Origin of the sequence: Stenotrophomonas sp. G106K1 (assembly GCF_037969685.1) — a bacterium.
In the GTDB taxonomy this organism is placed as follows: Bacteria; Pseudomonadota; Gammaproteobacteria; order Xanthomonadales; family Xanthomonadaceae; genus Stenotrophomonas; species Stenotrophomonas lactitubi.
In genome coordinates, this window is the sequence record NZ_JBBPFR010000026.1 from 50,983 (window position 1) to 68,541 (window position 17,559).

The 17,559-nt window shown below is 67.6% G+C and carries 13 protein-coding genes; 6 read left to right on the forward strand and 7 right to left on the reverse strand.

Annotated features, from left to right (window positions below):
• Window positions 1-50: 50 nt before the first annotated feature.
• The 3 genes from WKB25_RS18250 to WKB25_RS18260 form a co-directional block, all read right to left on the reverse strand.
• Window positions 51-2,864 carry a TonB-dependent receptor gene (locus WKB25_RS18250; RefSeq protein ID WP_340572172.1) on the reverse strand — a complete coding sequence of 938 codons (2,814 nt, stop codon included), beginning with the start codon at window positions 2,862-2,864 and terminating at the stop codon, window positions 51-53.
• Window positions 2,865-3,079: 215 nt separating this feature from the next.
• The gene (locus WKB25_RS18255) at window positions 3,080-3,730 is read right to left on the reverse strand and encodes an energy transducer TonB (protein WP_340572173.1); all 651 of its coding nucleotides are present in this window, start codon (window positions 3,728-3,730) and stop codon (window positions 3,080-3,082) included.
• 220 nt (window positions 3,731-3,950) lie between these two features.
• Entirely contained in the window at window positions 3,951-4,688 is a 738-nt protein-coding gene (locus WKB25_RS18260; RefSeq protein ID WP_340572175.1) for an SIMPL domain-containing protein, read from the reverse strand.
• 130 nt (window positions 4,689-4,818) lie between these two features.
• On the opposite strand from WKB25_RS18260, the gene WKB25_RS18265 reads away from it, so the two are divergent.
• The 4 genes from WKB25_RS18265 (at window position 4,819) to tldD (ending at window position 12,317) form a co-directional block, all read left to right on the forward strand.
• Entirely contained in the window at window positions 4,819-5,427 is a 609-nt protein-coding gene (locus WKB25_RS18265; RefSeq protein WP_340572176.1) for a Maf family nucleotide pyrophosphatase, read from the forward strand.
• Window positions 5,420-6,907, forward strand: a complete 1,488-nt coding sequence (rng, locus tag WKB25_RS18270) for a ribonuclease G (protein ID WP_340572178.1) — start codon at window positions 5,420-5,422, stop codon at window positions 6,905-6,907. The genes WKB25_RS18265 and rng overlap by 8 nt, the downstream gene beginning before the upstream one ends.
• 30 nt (window positions 6,908-6,937) lie before the next feature.
• The gene (locus tag WKB25_RS18275; RefSeq protein ID WP_340572180.1) at window positions 6,938-10,807 is read left to right on the forward strand and encodes a YhdP family protein; all 3,870 of its coding nucleotides are present in this window, start codon (window positions 6,938-6,940) and stop codon (window positions 10,805-10,807) included.
• 64 nt (window positions 10,808-10,871) lie between these two features.
• Complete coding sequence (tldD, locus tag WKB25_RS18280; RefSeq protein WP_089236367.1) at window positions 10,872-12,317, forward strand: metalloprotease TldD; 1,446 nt, start codon at window positions 10,872-10,874, stop codon at window positions 12,315-12,317.
• 41 nt (window positions 12,318-12,358) lie between these two features.
• Here tldD and yjgA read toward each other — a convergent pair whose 3' ends face one another.
• Window positions 12,359-12,949, reverse strand: coding sequence for a ribosome biogenesis factor YjgA (yjgA, locus tag WKB25_RS18285; protein ID WP_340572183.1), 591 nt, complete (start codon window positions 12,947-12,949; stop codon window positions 12,359-12,361).
• 68 nt (window positions 12,950-13,017) lie between these two features.
• Between yjgA and pmbA the strand changes: the two genes are divergently transcribed.
• Both pmbA and WKB25_RS18295 read left to right on the forward strand, forming a co-directional pair.
• Window positions 13,018-14,385 (forward strand): metalloprotease PmbA, encoded by a 1,368-nt coding sequence (gene pmbA, locus WKB25_RS18290; RefSeq protein ID WP_340572184.1) that lies wholly within the window; start codon window positions 13,018-13,020, stop codon window positions 14,383-14,385.
• Window positions 14,386-14,472: 87 nt separating this feature from the next.
• On the forward strand, window positions 14,473-14,835 hold the full coding sequence (locus WKB25_RS18295) for a DUF4870 domain-containing protein (RefSeq protein ID WP_049465893.1): 363 nt from the start codon (window positions 14,473-14,475) through the stop codon (window positions 14,833-14,835).
• 123 nt (window positions 14,836-14,958) lie between these two features.
• Here the strand turns inward: WKB25_RS18295 and WKB25_RS18300 are convergent, their stop codons facing one another.
• The 3 genes from WKB25_RS18300 to tilS are packed head-to-tail and all read right to left on the reverse strand — an operon-like array spanning window position 14,959 to window position 17,410.
• Window positions 14,959-15,837, reverse strand: a complete 879-nt coding sequence (locus tag WKB25_RS18300) for a farnesyl diphosphate synthase (protein WP_340572186.1) — start codon at window positions 15,835-15,837, stop codon at window positions 14,959-14,961.
• A complete protein-coding gene (locus WKB25_RS18305) occupies window positions 15,827-16,087 on the reverse strand; it encodes an exodeoxyribonuclease VII small subunit (RefSeq protein WP_006381978.1) in 261 nt (86 codons plus the stop codon). The genes WKB25_RS18300 and WKB25_RS18305 overlap by 11 nt, the downstream gene beginning before the upstream one ends.
• A gap of 36 nt (window positions 16,088-16,123) precedes the next feature.
• Window positions 16,124-17,410, reverse strand: coding sequence for a tRNA lysidine(34) synthetase TilS (tilS, locus tag WKB25_RS18310; protein ID WP_340572189.1), 1,287 nt, complete (start codon window positions 17,408-17,410; stop codon window positions 16,124-16,126).
• Between the last annotated feature and the right edge of the window lie 149 nt (window positions 17,411-17,559).

The window sequence follows — 17,559 nt, forward strand, 5'->3', positions numbered from 1 at the left end:
CAAAGGCCCGGGCGTGAGCCCGGGCCTTTGCATTGAATCGCCTTCGAGGATCAGTTGAAGGTGTACTTGGCACCGACGGTGAAGTAACGGCCAATCGCACCGCTGAAGTGCAGCGGGTTGTAGTTGACCGCGCCGTAGGTGGTCGGGTCGAGCGGGGCGATGCGGTCGAACACGTTCTGCACCGAGGCGTTGAGCTCGAAGGCTTCGGTGATGTTCCAGCGGCCGGACAGGTCGAAGGTGGTGAACGAAGAGATCTTCTCCACCGGCGTGCCGTCTTCATAGAACGCCAGGTAGTCGCCACCGCGGCGATCCTTGTTGTCCATGCTGTCGATGTAGTTGACCACGCCGCTGATGCTCCACGGCCCTTGCTTCCAGGTGGTGCCGAAGTTGATCTTGTCCTGCGGGGTGCCGATGCAGTTGGTCACATCGCAGTTGCCGTGGGTACCGACGTAGTCGACGGTGGTGTCACCCTCGGTACGCTCGAACTTCAGGATGTGGCTCCACTGCAGGTCCATTTCCAGCTGGCCCGGACCGAGGTCGAAGGTCTGGCGCACGTCGGTGTCGATACCGCGGACACGCGAGGAGTTGGCGTTCACATACTGGGTATTCACCGCCAGGATGGTGCCGCTGTTGGCCACGCCGCCGATGTTGTTGCTGTCGCGCAGCACGTTGCCGGCAGCGATCGCATCGGCGGTGCTGCCTTGGGCGATTTCATTGGTGCGCTTGATCTCCCAGGCGTCCACGGTCAGCGAGGTACTGGACGTGGGCTGCAGGACGATACCTACCGAGTAGCTCTTGGACTCTTCCGGCTTCAGGCCCGAGTTGGGACGGGTGATGATGGCCACCGAGCGCGCGGTGCACTCGTTGTCCGGATCGATGGCGCAGCGCACCGGGTCGCGGGCGTTGGAGAAAGCGGCCAGGCCACCGTCGCCGTTTTCGGCCGGGTTGGGGGCGCGGAAGCCCTCGGCGTAGCTGGCGCGCAGTGCGATCCAGTCGGCCGGGGTGAACTTCACGCCCAGTTTCGGCGTGGCCTTGCCTTCGCCGCTTTCGTACTTGTCATAGCGCAGCGCGGCCGAAAGTTCCAACTGCTCCAGCACCGGGGCCGACAGCTCGACATAGCCGGCGTACACGTTCTGGGTGCCGTCATAGGCGGAATACCCCAGGCCGATGATGTCGCCCTGGTCGGTGTAGGTCTGCGGGGTCAGGCTGTTGCTGGTCTTGCGCCACTCGGTACCAAAGGCCAGACCCAGCGGACCGCCCTTCAGGTCCATCAGGCTGCGCGACATGGTGAAGTCGAACATGTCCAGGCTGGACTTGGCGCGGGCACTGATGGTCGGCGAGATGTAGTCGTACAGCGCCTGCGTGTTCTGGCTGGCGTTGTCACCGATGCGCCACACGCCGCCGGCGCAGTTCGGGTTCCCCAGTGCGCAGAGCACGGAGCTGTAGCGCAGGAAGCCGGTGCGCTTGTTGGTCAGGTCCGTGCCCGAGTGCAGGTAGGCGGTGTCGTAGGTCCACTCGCCCCAGTTGCCTTTCACGCCTACCAGGAAGCGGTTGAACTCATTGGTGTTGTTGGTTACACGCGGACCGACATCCCAGGCCGAGTAGCGCAGGCGCGATGCCTGGCCGGGAATCGGATTGTCCGGATGGGTCGGGCTGAGCACCACCGCGCCAGCGCCGCTGCTGGCATTGACCGGGCCGCCGGGGTAGCCCCAGCCGCCGGATGTGCCCGAGGGCGTATTGCTGAAGATGGTTTCCTTCTTGGAGTAGCCGATCTCGGTGTAGACCTCGCCGCCTTCACCGAAGGCGAAGCTGGCGCGGCCGAACACGTTGACGTACTTCTCTTCCGGGCTCAGGTCGCGGTACTGCTGTGCCGGATTCCACAGGCAGCCCTGGGCTTGCGCAGTAGCGTCGGTCTGGCCGGGAATGGTGGTCAGGCCAGCACAGCCGGGCAGGGCCACCAGGAAGGCCGGATTGTCATCGTCCACGTTGCGGTCGTCGAACACCGAACCGTTCGGGCCGGTGCCGCCGGCAGTGCCGCCGGACAGGTAGGCGCCGCCAAGGAACTGCGCGTCCGCAGCGTCGTAGCCCCAGCGACGGATATCGCCGGTGCCGATCCACTTGCGGTTCTTGCGGTCGCTGATCTTGATGGCGTCGGTCTTGCCGACATCCAGGCTGAAGAATGCGTTCCAGCCATCGGTTGCGAGGTCGCCGGTACCAGCGGTCAGGGTTGCCTTCTTGGCATCGCCATCGCCGTCGCCGGAGACGCCGTAAGAGCCGCGCAGGATCGCGCCCTGGAAGTCGCTGCGCAGGATGATGTTGACCACGCCGGCGATGGCATCGGAACCATAGATTGCCGAGGCGCCATCCTTCAGGACTTCCACGCGCTCGACGGCGTCCAGGGGAATGGTGCTGAGGTCGGTGAATACCTTCTGGCCGTCATCGGCCAGGCCATAGGTCGCCATGCGGCGGCCGTTCAACAGCACCAGCGTGGAGCCGGCGCCGAGGCCGCGCAGCGAAATGCCCGCGCCGCCACCGGCGAAGCCGTTGCCGAAGGTCTTGGGAATGGAGCCGGCGCCATCGGCGGTCAGCGTCTGCAGGTATTCGGCCACCGTGGTCTTGCCGGTGCGATCGATTTCCTGGCGGGTCACCACCTGCACCGGCGACGGTGTCTCGGTGTTGGTGCGCGGGATGTTCGAACCGGTGACGGTGATCCGGTCAAGGTTGGTGGCCTGTTCCTGCGCGAATGCAGAAGAGGAAGCCACGGCGCCGGCGAGCAGCAGGGCGCCGCCGGTGAGGATATGGGTGACGGACGTTGCCAGGTGGTTGCGGCGGCGGCTGGCGGGCCGTTGGATCGGGTGTTTCACAGCTTCTCTCCTGACTGGAAAACTCGAGCATTGAGGGCCGTCCCGGTGTGTCCCGGGACGCATCAATCTAGGTTTCCGGCAGGTGACGGAGGCGTGAAGTTTTACTGAATTCGTAACGGTTTTCCAACGAAGTTCAAATAACCGGGCAGATTGGCCCTGTGCCGATCAAGTCACCGTTCTGGCCGGCCCGGCGCACTGCCGGGCCGGCCTCTGACTCAGTCGGGCAGGGAGAACTGCACTGGCACCATGCCGATGGCCGGAACGGGCATGCCATCACGCTCGGCCGGCACGAAACGCCAGTGGCGCAGCACCTGCTGGCGCGCGGCCTGGTCCAGGCTGCGCGAGCCGCTGCTGCGTTCGATGCTGACGTTCACCGGCTGCCCGCTGGGGTCGACCTCCACCCGCAACAGCACCGTGCCCTGCTCGTGGTTGCGCAGCGCCTGGATCGGGTAGCTGGGCGGCGGGTTGCTGCGGTACTGCAACTGGGCACCGGCCAACGGCGTGGACGGGGCGATCGTCGGCGCCGCCTGCACCGCTGTCGGCTCGGCCGCTGGCAGGATGATGCCCTGGGCTTCCTCGACGGTGGCGGTGGGCGTCGGCAGCGGTGCGGGCACCGGCGTGGCCTGCCGCTTGTGCACCACCTCCACCTTTTCGGGAACGGTCGGCAGCGGTACCGGCGGCTTCGGTTCTTCCTTCGGAATGAACCGGATCGTGGTCTGGTCGCGGGGAAGTGCGGTGACGGCCTGGTAGGTCGCCGGAATCAGCAACATCAGGAACGCAAGCAGATGCAGGGCGATGGCCGCACTCCAGGCGGCAACGCGGGCGGGATCGAAGTGCAGGGGTACTACGGGATACGTACGAACCATGGTCCACCTCCATGCCAGTGTCGAAGTCCTCAACGCACCAGGGCCGCCATCGGGGTTGCCGCACGCGGCTGGCAGTCAATCATTAGCGCGCCGCCTCCACCACTGCCTAGAGGCAGGGGCGGCAGCGTTGAGCTGGCCTTCATGTAACGCTGCCGGCACGGCGGTGGTGGAAACGAAAACGGCGCCCTGCAGGGCGCCGTCGGGTTGAACGGAAGGGGCCTCAGCGGCCCAGTTCGAACACCACGTCCAGGTTCACCGACACGGTCGATTCACCCGGGGCGACCGGGGTGGCCTTGTCCATGGCCATGCCGGCGGCCTGCGCACGCATCATCGGCATCGGGCGGAAACCGCCACCGGAATTCTCGGAGATGCTGACAATACGGCGCACCTGCAGGCCAAGCGACTTCGCATAGGTCTGGGCGCGGGCCTGGGCCTTCTTCAGTGCCGCAAGGCGGGCCTCGTCATAGACCGGTTCGGGCTGGTCGATCTCGAACTGCGGGCCGTTGATCTGGTTGGCGCCCTGCGCGGCCAGCGCGTCCAGCACCTTGCCGAGCTTGGCGATGTCGCGGACCTTCAGGCTGACGGTGTTGCTGGCCTGGTAGCCGGTGATCTTCGGTGCTTCGTTGTCGGCATAACGGTACTGCGGGTTGAGGCTGACGCCGCTGGTCTGCACGTCGCGCTCGGCGATGCCGGCGGCCTTGATCGCAGCCAGTACCTTGTCCATCTGCTGGGCGTTCTGGCGCATGGCGCTGTTGCCGTCGGCGGCCTGGCTGACCACGCCGGCCGACAGGGTGGCGACGTCCGGCACGCGGGTGGCTTCGGCGTTGGCCGAGATGTTCAGCAGCGTGCCTTCGGCCGGGGCGGCGATCGACGGCGACGACGGGTCGGCATGGGCGGTCATCGAAGCTCCAAGAGCGAGGGACAGGGCAAGCAGCAGCGGGGTGGCGGTGCGGCGCATGGGATCTCCTTGTTGTGGCGGTGAGGGTGGTGTCGTAGCGATGAACGCGCTGTGAGTCCGTTCGGGGTTGCAGGCGCCAGGGAAGGATTGTCCGACGATTCAGGTACCGGCGTCAGGTTATGCTGTGTCGATGCTCTATCTTGCTTCCCGCTCCCCCCGACGCAACCAGCTGCTGGCCCGACTCGGACGCCCTTTCCAGGCCTTGGACCTGGAGGTTGTCGAGCAGCGCGCGGCCTCTGAAAGTGCCCAGGACTACGTCTGCCGGGTCGCCGCCGACAAGGCGCGCGCCGGCCTGGCGCGGGTGCTGGCCGATGACCCGCAGGCGCGGGTGCTGGGCTCGGATACCGAAGTGGTGCTCGATGGCGACGTATTCGGCAAGCCGGCCGATGCCGCCGACGCGCGGGCGATGCTGGCACGGCTGGCTGGGCGCACCCATCAGGTGATGACCGCCGTGGTGGTGGTGGACGCGCGCGGGCTGGACAGCGAACTGGTCGTTTCCGAGGTCACCTTCGCCGCGATCGATGCGGCCGACATCGCCGCCTACGTCGCCACCGGCGAGCCGCTGGACAAGGCGGGTGCCTATGCCATCCAGGGCGGCGCCGAACGCTGGATCGAACACCTTTCCGGCAGCTACTCCGGCGTCATGGGGCTGCCGTTGCTGCATACCGATCGTCTGCTGGCCCGCTGCGGCGTGCTGGCCCCAACTGCTGATGCCGCCAGGGAGGCTGCCGATGTCTGAGGAAATCCTGGTCAATGTGACCCCGCGCGAAACCCGGGTCGCGGTGATCGAGAACGGCATGCTGCAGGAACTGCACATCGAGCGCGGTTGGCGCCGGGGGGTGGTCGGCAACATCTACAAGGGCAAGGTGCAGCGGGTCATGCCGGGCATGCAGGCGGCATTCGTCGAAGTGGGGCTGGACCGCGCCGCGTTCCTGCACGCCAACGACGTGGTGCGGCCGGCACCGGTGGCCAGTGCCGACACCGAGAACACGACCCTGCCGCCGCCCTCCAGCGTGCCGATCGTGGAGCTGCTGCGCGACGGCCAGGACATCGTGGTGCAGGTGGTGAAGGATCCGATCGGGACCAAGGGCGCACGCCTGACCACCCAGATCAGCATTCCCTCGCGCTACATGGTGCTGCTGCCGCAATCGAAGGTGGTGGGCGTGTCGGCGCGTATCGAGGACGAAGGCGAGCGCGCACGGCTGAAGACGCTGGTGACCGAATTGTCGGCCCAGCACGGCGGCTACGGCTACATCGTGCGTACCAATGCCGAGGGCCAGCCGGCCGAGGCCATCGCCGAAGACATCGCCTATCTGTCACGGGTATGGAACGTGGTCGAGCGTCGCGGCCGCGAGGCGTCGTCGTGCAGCAACATCTATGAAGACCTGAGCCTGCCGCTGCGCTCGGTGCGCGACCTGATCCGCAAGGACGTGGACAAGGTGAAGGTGGACTCGAAGGAGACCTTCGCCCAGCTGCAGGCCTTCGTGGCCAAGTACATGCCGGTGCTGGCCGAGAAGATCGAGCTGTACAGCGGCGATCGTCCGATCTTCGACATGTTCGGGGTCGAGGACGAGATCGGCCGTGCGCTGGACAAGCAGGTACCGCTGAAGTCCGGTGGCTATCTGGTGATCGACCAGACCGAGGCGATGACCACCATCGACGTCAATACCGGCTCGTTCCTCGGCCAGCGAAACCTGGAAGAGACGGTATTCCGCACCAATCTGGAGGCCGCGCAGGCGGTGGCCAGGCAGCTGCGCCTGCGCAACCTGGGCGGCATCATCATCATCGACTTCATCGACATGGATGATGCCGAGCATCGCCGCCAGGTGCTGCGTACCCTGGAAAAGGCGCTGGCCCGCGACCACGCCAAGACCACGGTGTACGACTTCTCGCCGCTGGGGCTGGTGGAGATGACCCGCAAGCGCACGGTGGAAAGCCTGGAGCGCCAGCTCTCGGAGACCTGCCCGCAGTGCAGTGGTCGCGGCACCATCAAGACCACCGAAACGGTGACCTACGAAATCTTCCGCGAGATCACCCGTGCGGTGCGCCAGTTCGATGCCGCGCGCCTGCTGGTGATCGCTTCCAGCAAGGTGGTGGCGCGGATCACCGATGAGGAATCCACGGCGGTGGCCGAGCTGGAGGAGTTCCTCGGCAAGAGCATCCGCTTCCAGGCGGATGAGCAGTACCTGCAGGAGCAGTTCGATGTTGTTCTGCTCTGATCCAGGCCGACTGTCTGCTTTCGGTGGCCGATGAGCGCGCCGCCGCGCCTGCGACTGCGAAGGATCCGCCGTCATTTCATCGCCGCATGCGCGGTCGGCCTGGTCGGGCTTGCCCTGCTGATCGGCACCCTCAGCCAGCTGCTGCCGCTGGCTGAGCGCCATCCGGACAGGATCGCGGCCTGGCTGAGCGCGCGCGCCGGACAACCGGTGCGCTTCCAACGCCTGGACACCACCTGGACCCGACGCGGTCCATTGCTGCAGTTGAAGGGCCTGCGCATCGGCGCGGGCCAGGGCCTGGCCGTCGGCGAAGCCGAAGTGCTGGTGTCGATGTACAGCGGCCTGTTGCCGGGCCGCTCGCTGACCGAACTGCGCCTGCGCGGCCTGGCACTGGATCTGCAGCAGGCTGCCGATGGCCGCTGGTCGGTGCGTGGCCTGCCGCAGTCCAGTGCTGGCGGCGATCCACTGGACGCATTGCGCCGGCTGGGCGAACTGCAGGTGATTGGCGGCCGCCTGGGCGTGCATGCGCCTGCGCTGGGCGTCGACGCCAGCCTGCCACGCATCGATCTGCGCCTGCGCGTGGATGGCGACCGCCTGCGGGTGGGCGTGCGTGCCTGGGCACAGACCGACGCCTTGCCGCTGACGGCGGTGCTGGACCTGGATCGCCAGCGCGGTAACGGCCAGGCCTGGCTGGGTGCAGATCCGGTTGATTTCCGCGCCTGGTCGCCGTTGCTGGCTGCCGGTGGCATGCGCCTGCGCGAGGGCAAGGGCGAACTCAACCTGTGGCTGACCCTGCGGGATTTCGCGCCGGTGGCGCTGACCACCGATTCTGACCTGCGCGATCTGCGTATCGAAGGCGCGCCGATGCCCGGCATCGCGGGTCCGCAGGTGCAGCTGCAACGGCTGCAGGCGCGCCTGCGCTGGCAGCGGACCGCAGATGGTTGGGCGCTGCAGGTGCCACGCCTGCGCCTGCAGGCCGATGGCCGCCAGCAGCAGCTGGACGGCCTGCAAGTGCGGATTGGCAAGCAGATGCAGGTGCAGGCAGGGGCGGCGCAGGCGGGTCTCGCGCTGCGCGCGCTGTCACTCAGCGACCGGCTGGATGCGGGCCTGCGCCATTGGCTGTACCTGGCCAAGCCGCAGTTGGACGTGGCGCAGCTGCAGGTGCGCGGTCGGCAGGATGGCCCGTTGTGGGTACAGGGCGAACTGCAGTCGTTGGGCTTCGCCAGCGTGGGCAACTCGCCGGGCCTGCGCGGCCTGGGCGGCCGCTTCGAGGGCGATGCCGATGGCTTCAGCCTGCAGCTGCAGCCACAACGCCAGCTGCAGTTCGATTGGCCGACCGGTTTCGGCGTGCGTCATGATCTGCACCTGGCCGGGCAGATCGTCGGTTGGCGCGACGAGGGCGGTGGCTGGCGCATCGGCACCCCGGCGATGCGTGTGGAAGGCACCGACTACGCGGCCGATGTGCGCGGTGGTCTGTGGTTCCAGGGCGATGGCACCCGGCCGTGGATGCAGCTGGCGGCCAAGCTGGACGACGTACCGATGACCGCCGCCAAGCGTTTCTGGATCCATTCCAGAATGAGCAAGGGCGCCATCGACTGGCTGGACATGGCCCTGGCCGGCGGCCAGGTGCGCAACGGCATCGGACTGGTCAGCGGTGACCTGGACGACTGGCCGTTCGACAACAACGACGGCCGCTTCGAGGCCACCGGCCACATCACCCAGGGTGACATCCGCTTCCAGCATGATTGGCCGTTGATGAGCCAGGTGGACGCCGATGTCGCCTTCATCGGCCCAGGCTTCCACATGCAGGGTCGCGGTGATCTGGCCGGCGTAGCGGTACAGAAGTTCGAAGCCGGCATCCAGGATTTCGGCCAGCAGCCGCTGTATGTGCGCGCCGACAGCCAGGGCGATGCCGGCAAGCTGCTGGCAATGCTGCGGCAGAGTCCGCTGCACAAGGAATACGGCGACACCCTGGACAACCTCGCGGCAAGCGGCCCGGCCAACGTGCATTTCGACCTGCTGCAGCCGCTGCGCCATGACGAAGGTGGTGGTCACCTGCAGGGCACGGTGGACCTGGCTGGGCTGAAGCTGGTCGACAAGCGCTTCCAGCTGGAATTCGACAACATGCGCGGGCAGGCCCGCTACAGCAACGCCGGCTTTGCCGCCGAGGAACTGGCGGTGCGCCACCTCGGCCAGGACGGCCGGCTGAGCCTGCGCGCCGGTGGCTTCGTGCGTGACCCCAAGCTGGCCTTCGAATCGGAACTGGCCGCCACGCTCGACGCGGGCGTGCTGATCGACCGCGCACCGGAAATGGCGTGGCTGAAGCCGTACATCAATGGCACCTCGCCGTGGACCATCGCGGTGAACCTGCCGAAGGTGGCACCGGGTGCGCCGGCGCCGCCGAGTGAGCTGCGCCTGCGTTCGGACCTGGTGGGCACCCGCCTTGACCTGCCGGCACCGCTGCAGAAGCCGGCCAGCGAGCCGCTGCCGACCACCGCGGCCGCGCAGTTGCCGATGGGCGCTGGCCGCATCGACGTGGCATTCGGCCAGCGTCTGGCGCTTGCCGCGCGCAGCCACAACAACCAGACCGGCGTGCAGGTCACCCTGGGCAGCGACCGTGTCGACCGCGAGCCACCGCCCAGCGGGCTGACCATCAATGGCCGCAGCCCGACCCTGGATGCGCTGGAATGGATCGGCCTGGCCCGTGGCACCGGTGGCGATGGCGATCCGATGCCGCTGCGCGCAGTAGACGTGCAGGTCGGCCAGCTGATGCTGATCGGCGGCGTGTTCGAGCAGACCCGTCTGCAGCTGCACCCCGGCCCGCAGGCGCTGGACGTGCGCCTGGATGGCCCGTCGCTGGCAGGCAAGTTGAACGTACCCAACGCCGAGGGCGGCACCATCAGCGGCCAGCTCGAGCGGGTGTACTGGCAATCGTTGCCGACCCTTCCCGGAGCCACCGCAGCACCGGCACGGGTGCAGGCCGGTGCCGACGACATGGATCCGGCAAAACTGCCGCCGTTCGCGCTGGACATCGCCGACCTGAAGTTCGGCAAGGTCGTGCTGGGCCAGGCAGTGCTGCGCACGCGGCCGATCGCCAATGGCCTGAGCGTGGAAGAACTGCGCTTCCGTGCCCCCAGCCAGGAGATCGACATCCGTGGTCGTTGGCTCGGCAAGGGCGGCGGGTCGCGCACTGCGCTTGATGCGCAGGTGCGCAGTGAAGACCTGGGCGGGTTGCTGCAGAACCTCGATTACGGCGGCCAGCTGCGCGGCGGCTCCGGCCACGCCCAGCTGCAGGCGTCGTGGCCCGGTGGTCCTTCCGATTTCCAGCTGGGCAACCTGCAGGGCCAGCTCGATGTGAATGCCCGCAATGGCCAGCTGCTGGAGCTGGAACCGGGTGCCGGCCGCGTGCTGGGCCTGCTCAGCGTCGCCCAGCTGCCGCGGCGGCTGATGTTCGACTTCCGCGATTTCTTCTCCAAGGGCTTCGCGTTCAACCAGGTCGAGGGCAGCGTGCAGTTCGGCGAGGGCATGGCGCGTACCGACAAGGTGCTGATCGAAGGGCCGGCAGCGAACATCACCATCCGTGGCGAGGCCGACCTGCGCAAGCAGCAGTTCGACCAGACCATCGACGTCAACCCGCGCGCGGGCAACCTGCTGACCGTGGTCGGCGCGGTGGCCGGCGGCCCGGTAGGCGCGGCGCTGGGTGCCGCCACCAATGCGGTATTGTCCAAGCCACTGGGCGAGATCGGCGCCCGCACCTACAAGGTGACCGGCCCGTGGAAGGAGCCCAAGGTGGAAGTGATCGAGCGCAGCCGCGAACGCGCGCCAGCGCCGGCACCGCTGCCGCGCATACAACCATTGCCGGCCGTGCCGCCGACCGTCACCGAACCACCGCCGCCGCGTTGAGCCCGGCGTCTCCGTTTCCTCCGGCGGGCTTGCCTGGCCGCCTTCACACCCCCAGATCGAGACCATGACTGACAACGCCCTGACGCTTGCCCAAGACCGCCTGTTGCGCCCCGGTGGCCTGGATACCGCCGGCCTGGAGCGCACCTTCGGCCAACTGCTCGGCCCTGGTGTGGACTTCGGCGACCTGTACTTCCAGCACGCCCGGCGCGAAAGCTGGAGCGTGGAAGACGGCATCGTCAAGGACGGCGCCCATTCCATCGAGCAGGGCGTGGGCGTGCGCGCGATTGCCGGCGAGAAGACCGGCTTTGCCTATTCCGATGACATCCACGCCGGTGCTCTGCTGGCGGCGGCGCAGTCGGCACGTGCGATCTCGCGCGAAGGTGGCGCACAGACCGGACGCTCGCTGCTGCGCGGCGATGCGCGCGTGCTGTATCCGGCACTGGACCCGATCGACGGCATCGGCAACGAAGCCAAGGTCGAGGTGCTCAAGCGCCTGGACGGTTACCTTCGCGCGGCCGACCCGCGCGTGAAGCAGGTGATGGTCAGCCTGTCCGGTGGCGTGGATACCGTGCTGGTCGCCCGCACCGATGGTGTGCTGGGCGCCGATGTGCGCCCGCTGGTGCGCTTGAACGTGCAGGTGATCGTTGAACAGAACGGTCGCCGTGAGTCGGGTTATTCCGGCGGCGGTGGTCGCTACGGCTATGAAGTGCTGTTTGCCGATGGCCGCCCGGAAGCCTTCGCACGCGAGGCGCTGCGGCAGGCATTGGTGAACCTGGAGGCGGTGCCGGCACCGGCCGGGGTGATGCCTGTGGTGCTGGGGCCGGGCTGGCCGGGCGTGCTGCTGCACGAGGCGGTCGGCCATGGCCTGGAAGGTGACTTCAACCGCAAGGGCACCAGTGTCTACGCCGGCAGGATCGGCGAGCGCGTGGCTGCCCCGGGCGTGACCATCGTCGACGACGGCACCCTGGATGGGCGGCGTGGTTCACTCAACATCGATGACGAAGGCCACCCGACCCAGTGCACCACGCTGATCGAGGACGGTATCCTGGTCGGCTACATGCAGGACAGCCTCAACGCGCGGCTGATGGGCGTGGCGCCGACCGGCAACGGCCGTCGCGAATCGTTCGCGCACATGACCATGCCGCGCATGACCAACACCTACATGCGCGCCGGCCAGCATGATCCGCAGGAAATGATCCGTTCGGTGAAGAAGGGCCTGTACGCGGTCAATTTCGGTGGCGGCCAGGTCGACATTACCAGCGGCAAGTACGTGTTCTCGGCCACCGAGGCCTACCTGATCGAGGATGGCCGGATCACCGCTCCGGTGAAGGGCGCGACCCTGATCGGCAACGGCCCGGAAACCATGCAGAAGGTGCGCATGGTCGGCAACGACCTGGCCTTGGACGAGGGCGTAGGCATCTGCGGCAAGGACGGGCAGAGTGTGCCGGTCGGTGTCGGCCAGCCGTCGCTGCTGATCGAGGGCATCACCGTCGGCGGTACCCAGGCCTGAGCACGGCGATGGCCACAGCCACCGCCATGCCCGACGGGGACTCAGTCCTCGTCGGCGTCGTCGACCGGCTCGTCTGCCTCGACGTCCTCGCCGGACGCCTTCAGGCCCAGCGCGGACGGCAGCATCAGCGTGCGCAGCACCTGGAAGATCTCGCGGTAGGCGCGTGGCGGCTTGTTTTTCGCTTTTTCGGCCTGGGCGTTGCGTACCAGCGTGCGCAGCTGCTGGCGGTCGGCCTGCGGATGGTCATCCAGCAGCGCGGCCAGCGCCTTGTCGCCTTCATTCATGAGGCGTTCGCGCCAGTCTTCGACACGGTGCATCATCGCCACTTCGCGGCGCCCGGTTTCGCTGTTGGCATCCAGCGCATCGCGGATCGCGTCCAGCGCGGCATCGTCCTCGCGGCGCATGTGCTTGGCCAGGAACGCCAGCTGCCGCTTGTGCGCGATGTGGGCGGTGATGCGCTTGCACTCGGCGATGTGTGGCAGCAGGTCCTCCGGGATCGGCAGGCGCGCCAGCTGGGCCGGGGTCAGCGACACCAGTTTCTCGCCCAGGGCCAGGACGTCGAGCGCATCGCGCCGGTTCTGGCTGCGGCTCTTGTCGTGGAATTCACCGGTTTCTTCGTCGCGTCCGCGCATCGTCCATACCTGATTTCAAAAAAAGTCGCCCGGCGTGATGCCGGGCCCAACCCGCACAGGATAAAGCATTGAACGTGATCGCCCCTGAAGTCGCCGTCGGCGACGACAGCCCGGCCCGGCTGGAACGGCTGGCCGACATCTCCCAGCAGCTGCTGCAGCGTGCCCGCGCGCTGGGCGCCAGCCAGGCAGAGGTCAGCTGCAGCGAGGACCGCGGGCTGGAGGTCAATGTCCGTCTCGGCGAGGTCGAGACCGTGCAGTCCACCCGTGACCGCGGCATTGCCGTGACCGTCTACTTCGGCCAGCGCAAGGGCAGTGCCAGCACCGCCGACCTGCATGAGGGCAGCCTGCTGGCCACCGTCGAGCAGGCCTGCGCGATCGCCCGCCATACCGAGGACGACCCGGCCGCCGGCCTTGCCGAGGCCGGGTTGATGGCCCGCGACTTCCCCGAACTGGACAGCTGGCACCCCTGGGAGCTGCAGGCCGACGAGGCGGTGGACCTGGCACTGGCCTGCGAGGCAGTGGGCCGCGAAGCCGATGCGCAGATCCGCAATTCCGATGGCGCCTCGGTGTCGAGCATGCAGAGTGTGTCGGTCTATGCCAATTCGCACGGCTTCATCGGCCGCGAGCGCGGTACCCACCATTCGATCGGCTGTGCGCTGATCGCCGGCACCGGCGACGGCATGCAGCGCGACGGCTGGTACACCGGCGCACTTGCCCGCGAGGATCTGGAAGATCCGGCCAGCGTGGGTCGCCGGGCCGCCGAGCGCACGGTCGCCCGCCTGCAGCCACGCTCGCTGCCGACCGGCAGCATGCCGGTGCTGTACGCGCCGGAAGTAGCGCGCAGCCTGGTGGGCCATCTGCTGTCGGCGGTCTCCGGCGGCGCACTGTACCGCCAGGCCAGCTTCCTGCTGGACAGCGTCGACCAGCAGCTGTTCCCCGACTGGATGCAGATCGAGGAGCTGCCGCACCTGCGCCGTGGCCTGCGCTCGGCCGCCTTCGACGGCGACGGCGTTGCCACGCGTGCCTCGGCCCTGGTCCGCGACGGCGTGCTGCAGCGCTACGTGCTGGGCAGCTATTCGGCCCGCAAGCTGGGCCTGCAGACCACCGCCAATGCCGGCGGCGTGCACAACCTGCAGCTGGCGGCCAATGCCGGTTCGCTGCAGGAGATCGCCGCGCAGATGGGCAACGGCCTGCTGGTGACCGAGCTGATGGGGCAGGGGGTGAACGGGGTGACCGGCGACTACTCGCGCGGCGCCGGCGGCTTCCGCGTGGAGAACGGCCAGATCCAGTATCCGGTGGATGGCATCACCATCGCCGGCAACCTGCGCGACATGTTCATGGCCATCGAGGCGGTTGGCAGCGACGTCGATCCGCGCTCGCATATCCGCACCGGCTCGATCCTGGTGGGACGGATGACGATCGCCGGCAATGATTGATGCCATTGATGGCGTAAGCTAGGCCCGCCTGACGCGACCGGCTTGCCGCCGGTCGGTCAAGACCACCCAAAAAAAAGGAGTTTTGTCGTGAGCGAATTCGAGAACGTCCCGGCGGCCAGCAGCGTACCCGCTGACCAGCGCACCATGGCCCTGGCGGCGCACCTGCTGGGCATCTTCACCTGGTTCATCGGTGCACTGATCATCTGGCTGATCAACAAGGATGACGCCAGCAAGGCCTTCGTCACCGACCAGGCCAAGGAAGCGCTGAACTTCCAGATCACCGTTTCCATCGCGATGTTCGTCTGCATCATCCTGAGCTTCGTGATCATCGGCATGTTCCTGGCGCCGATCGTCGGCCTGCTCAGCCTGGTCTTCAGCATCATCGCTGCGGTGAAGGCCAACAACGGCGAAGCTTACCGTTACCCGTTCGCGCTGCGCCTGATCAAGTAAGCGGTAACGATCAACGACGCAAGAAGAAACGCCCGGCAATGCCGGGCGTTTCCGTATGCGGCGCGCATGGTGGCGCGGGGCCATGCCCGGCGAGCGCGCAGCATGGCAGCTCCACGCCTGCGATCAGTGGTCGCGTTCTACCGCCAGTGTGGCCAGCGCGCGCAGCGCATCGGCCTCTTCGTGATAACCCGCCAGCGCCTGCTGCATGCGAGCGGACAGTTCGCGCAGCTGCGCCTTGGCACCGTCCATGCCGAGCAGGGCGGGGAAGGTGCTCTTGTCCTGGGCCTGGTCCTTGCCGGCGGTCTTGCCCAGCTGCTCGGAACTGGCTTCGACATCGAGGATGTCATCGCGGACCTGGAAGGCCAGGCCGAGCGCATCGGCGAAACCGTCCAGCTGGGCCAGCACGGGTGCGGGCGCATCACCGCACAGCGCACCCATGCGCACCGCAGCGCGGATCAGCGCGCCGGTCTTCAGCGCATGCATGCGGGTCAGGGCTGCCAGCGACTGCTGCTGGCCCGTGGCATCGATGTCCAGCGCCTGGCCGCCGCACATGCCGGCCGCGCCGGAGGCATGGGCCAGGGTCTGCAGGCACGCCACGCGCAATGCCGCCGGCAGCGGCGCATCGGCCAGCAGGCCGAACGCACGGGTCTGCAGGGCGTCACCGGCGAGGATCGCGGTGGCTTCGTCGAAGGCGATGTGGGTGGTGGGCTTGCCACGGCGCAGTGCGTCGTCATCCATGGCCGGCAGGTCGTCATGCACCAGTGAGTAGGCGTGTATCAGCTCCACCGCCATCGCTGCGGCATCGAGCTTGTCCAGCGGGGCGCCGAACACCTGGCCGGCGGCATAGACCAGCAAGGGGCGCATGCGCTTGCCGCCACCGAGCACGGAATAGCGCATCGCCTGGTGCAGGCGTTGCGGTGCTTCGGCCGGTGAGGGCAGGGCGGCGTCGAGCTGGCTTTCGATACGGTCGCGCCAGCGCGAGAACAACGCCTCAGCCGTCATGGCTGGGCGGATCGAAGGGTTCGGCGGTTTCGGGCTGGGCCGGATCGCTGAGCAGGCGTACGCGCAGTTCGGCCTGCTCCAGCGCCTGCTGGCACTGGCGGTACAGACCCACGCCACGTTCGTAAGCACTGAGCGAGGCTTCCAGGCTGAGCTCGCCGGTTTCCATCTGCTCCACCAGTTGTTCCAGCGATTCGAGCGACTGCTCGAACTGGGCGACGGGGGAGGCGTTTTCGGGGGACTTCTTGGCCATGCGACAAGTGTGGACGGCGCGCGCGCGAGGGTCAATTCACCAGCCGCCCGGATGCCACTGCAACTGCGCGTTGCGTGCCTGCAGCCAGGCCTGCAGCGGTGCGGCAATGACTACGTCGGCGGCCGCCAGCAGCTGCCCCTGATCGAACAACAGGGGCAGCTGTGTGCGTCGCCAGGGCGCCAGGTGTTCGCGCTGCAGGCAGTCCTTCAACGCGGATGAATGCGTACGGCCGGGCAGCACGATGCGTTCGCCGCCCTGGCGGGCGCGCAGTTGCAGCGGGTGCTCGAAGCCGTCAGTGCCAAGCAGGCGCAGCTGGCCGCCGTCGGGCAGCTGCAGCGGCGCGCGTCCGTCCCATGTCGCCTGCCAGTTCTTCGGCAGTACCGGCAGCTCTGTGGGCATCAGGTAGGCATGCTGGCGCCACTGGCGAATGGCGTGCTGCTGCCAACGCACCTGAGATTGCCGATCGGCGCCTGCCGCCATCAATTCGTTCTGCACCTGCCGCAGCACATGCGCTGGCAACGGGGCTGCGTCATGACGGCGCACCCATGCACGCAGCACGCGTGCCGCACGCTCCGGTGCGACCTGGCGCAGCAGCTCCAGCGACAGCACCCGGGGTGCCACTTCCAGGTGAGCGAGCAGCTCGGCGTCTTCTTCATCCAGCAATGCACGGGTCTGCGCGCAATGCGCGGCGCTGCCCGCCAATGCGGCGGTGGCGTGTGGCCAGCGCTGGCGCAGCAGCGGCAGTACCCGCAGGCGCAGGAAATTGCGGTCGGCGTGATCTTCGCTGTTGCTGGCGTCTTCGATCCACTCCAGGCTGTGTGTGGTGGCGTAGGCCAGCAGGGTCCTGCGAGGTACATCGAGCAATGGCCGCCACAGCCGATGGCCGTCGAGCGGGCTGTCAGCGGTCATCGCCGCCAACCCATCGATGCCCGAACCGCGCAACGCGCGCAGCAGGAAGGTCTCGGCCTGGTCGTCCTGGTGCTGGGCCAGCGCCAGGGTTTCCCCAGCCTGCAATTCGGCGGTGAATGCCGCGCGGCGTGCCAGCCGGGCTGCACCTTCTATTCCATGGCCGCCCTCACGCGTGACCTGCACGTGGTGCACGGCCAGTTCGATGCCCAGCGCAGCACATTGCTGCTGGCAGTGGCGCACCCAATCATCGGCAGCCGGTTGCAGGCCGTGGTGGACATGGATGGCACGCAGCGGCGTGCCGGCGGCCTGCGCCGATTGCCACAGCCAGTGCAGCAGCACGGTCGAATCCAGGCCGCCGCTGTAGCCGACCAGCAGCGGTACATCCAGCGGAACGAGGGCGGGGAAGGCGGTCACGGCGGCAAGTATAGGGTGGGTGGGTGAGTCGGCAGGGCTGCGCCCTGCACCCGCAGAGGCTGGAGCAACAGCCAAAGCAACAGCAACAGCAACAGCGAGCATTCCGTGGGATGGCGGGGTGGGTCCGGTTGCGGGGGACGCCGTAAACC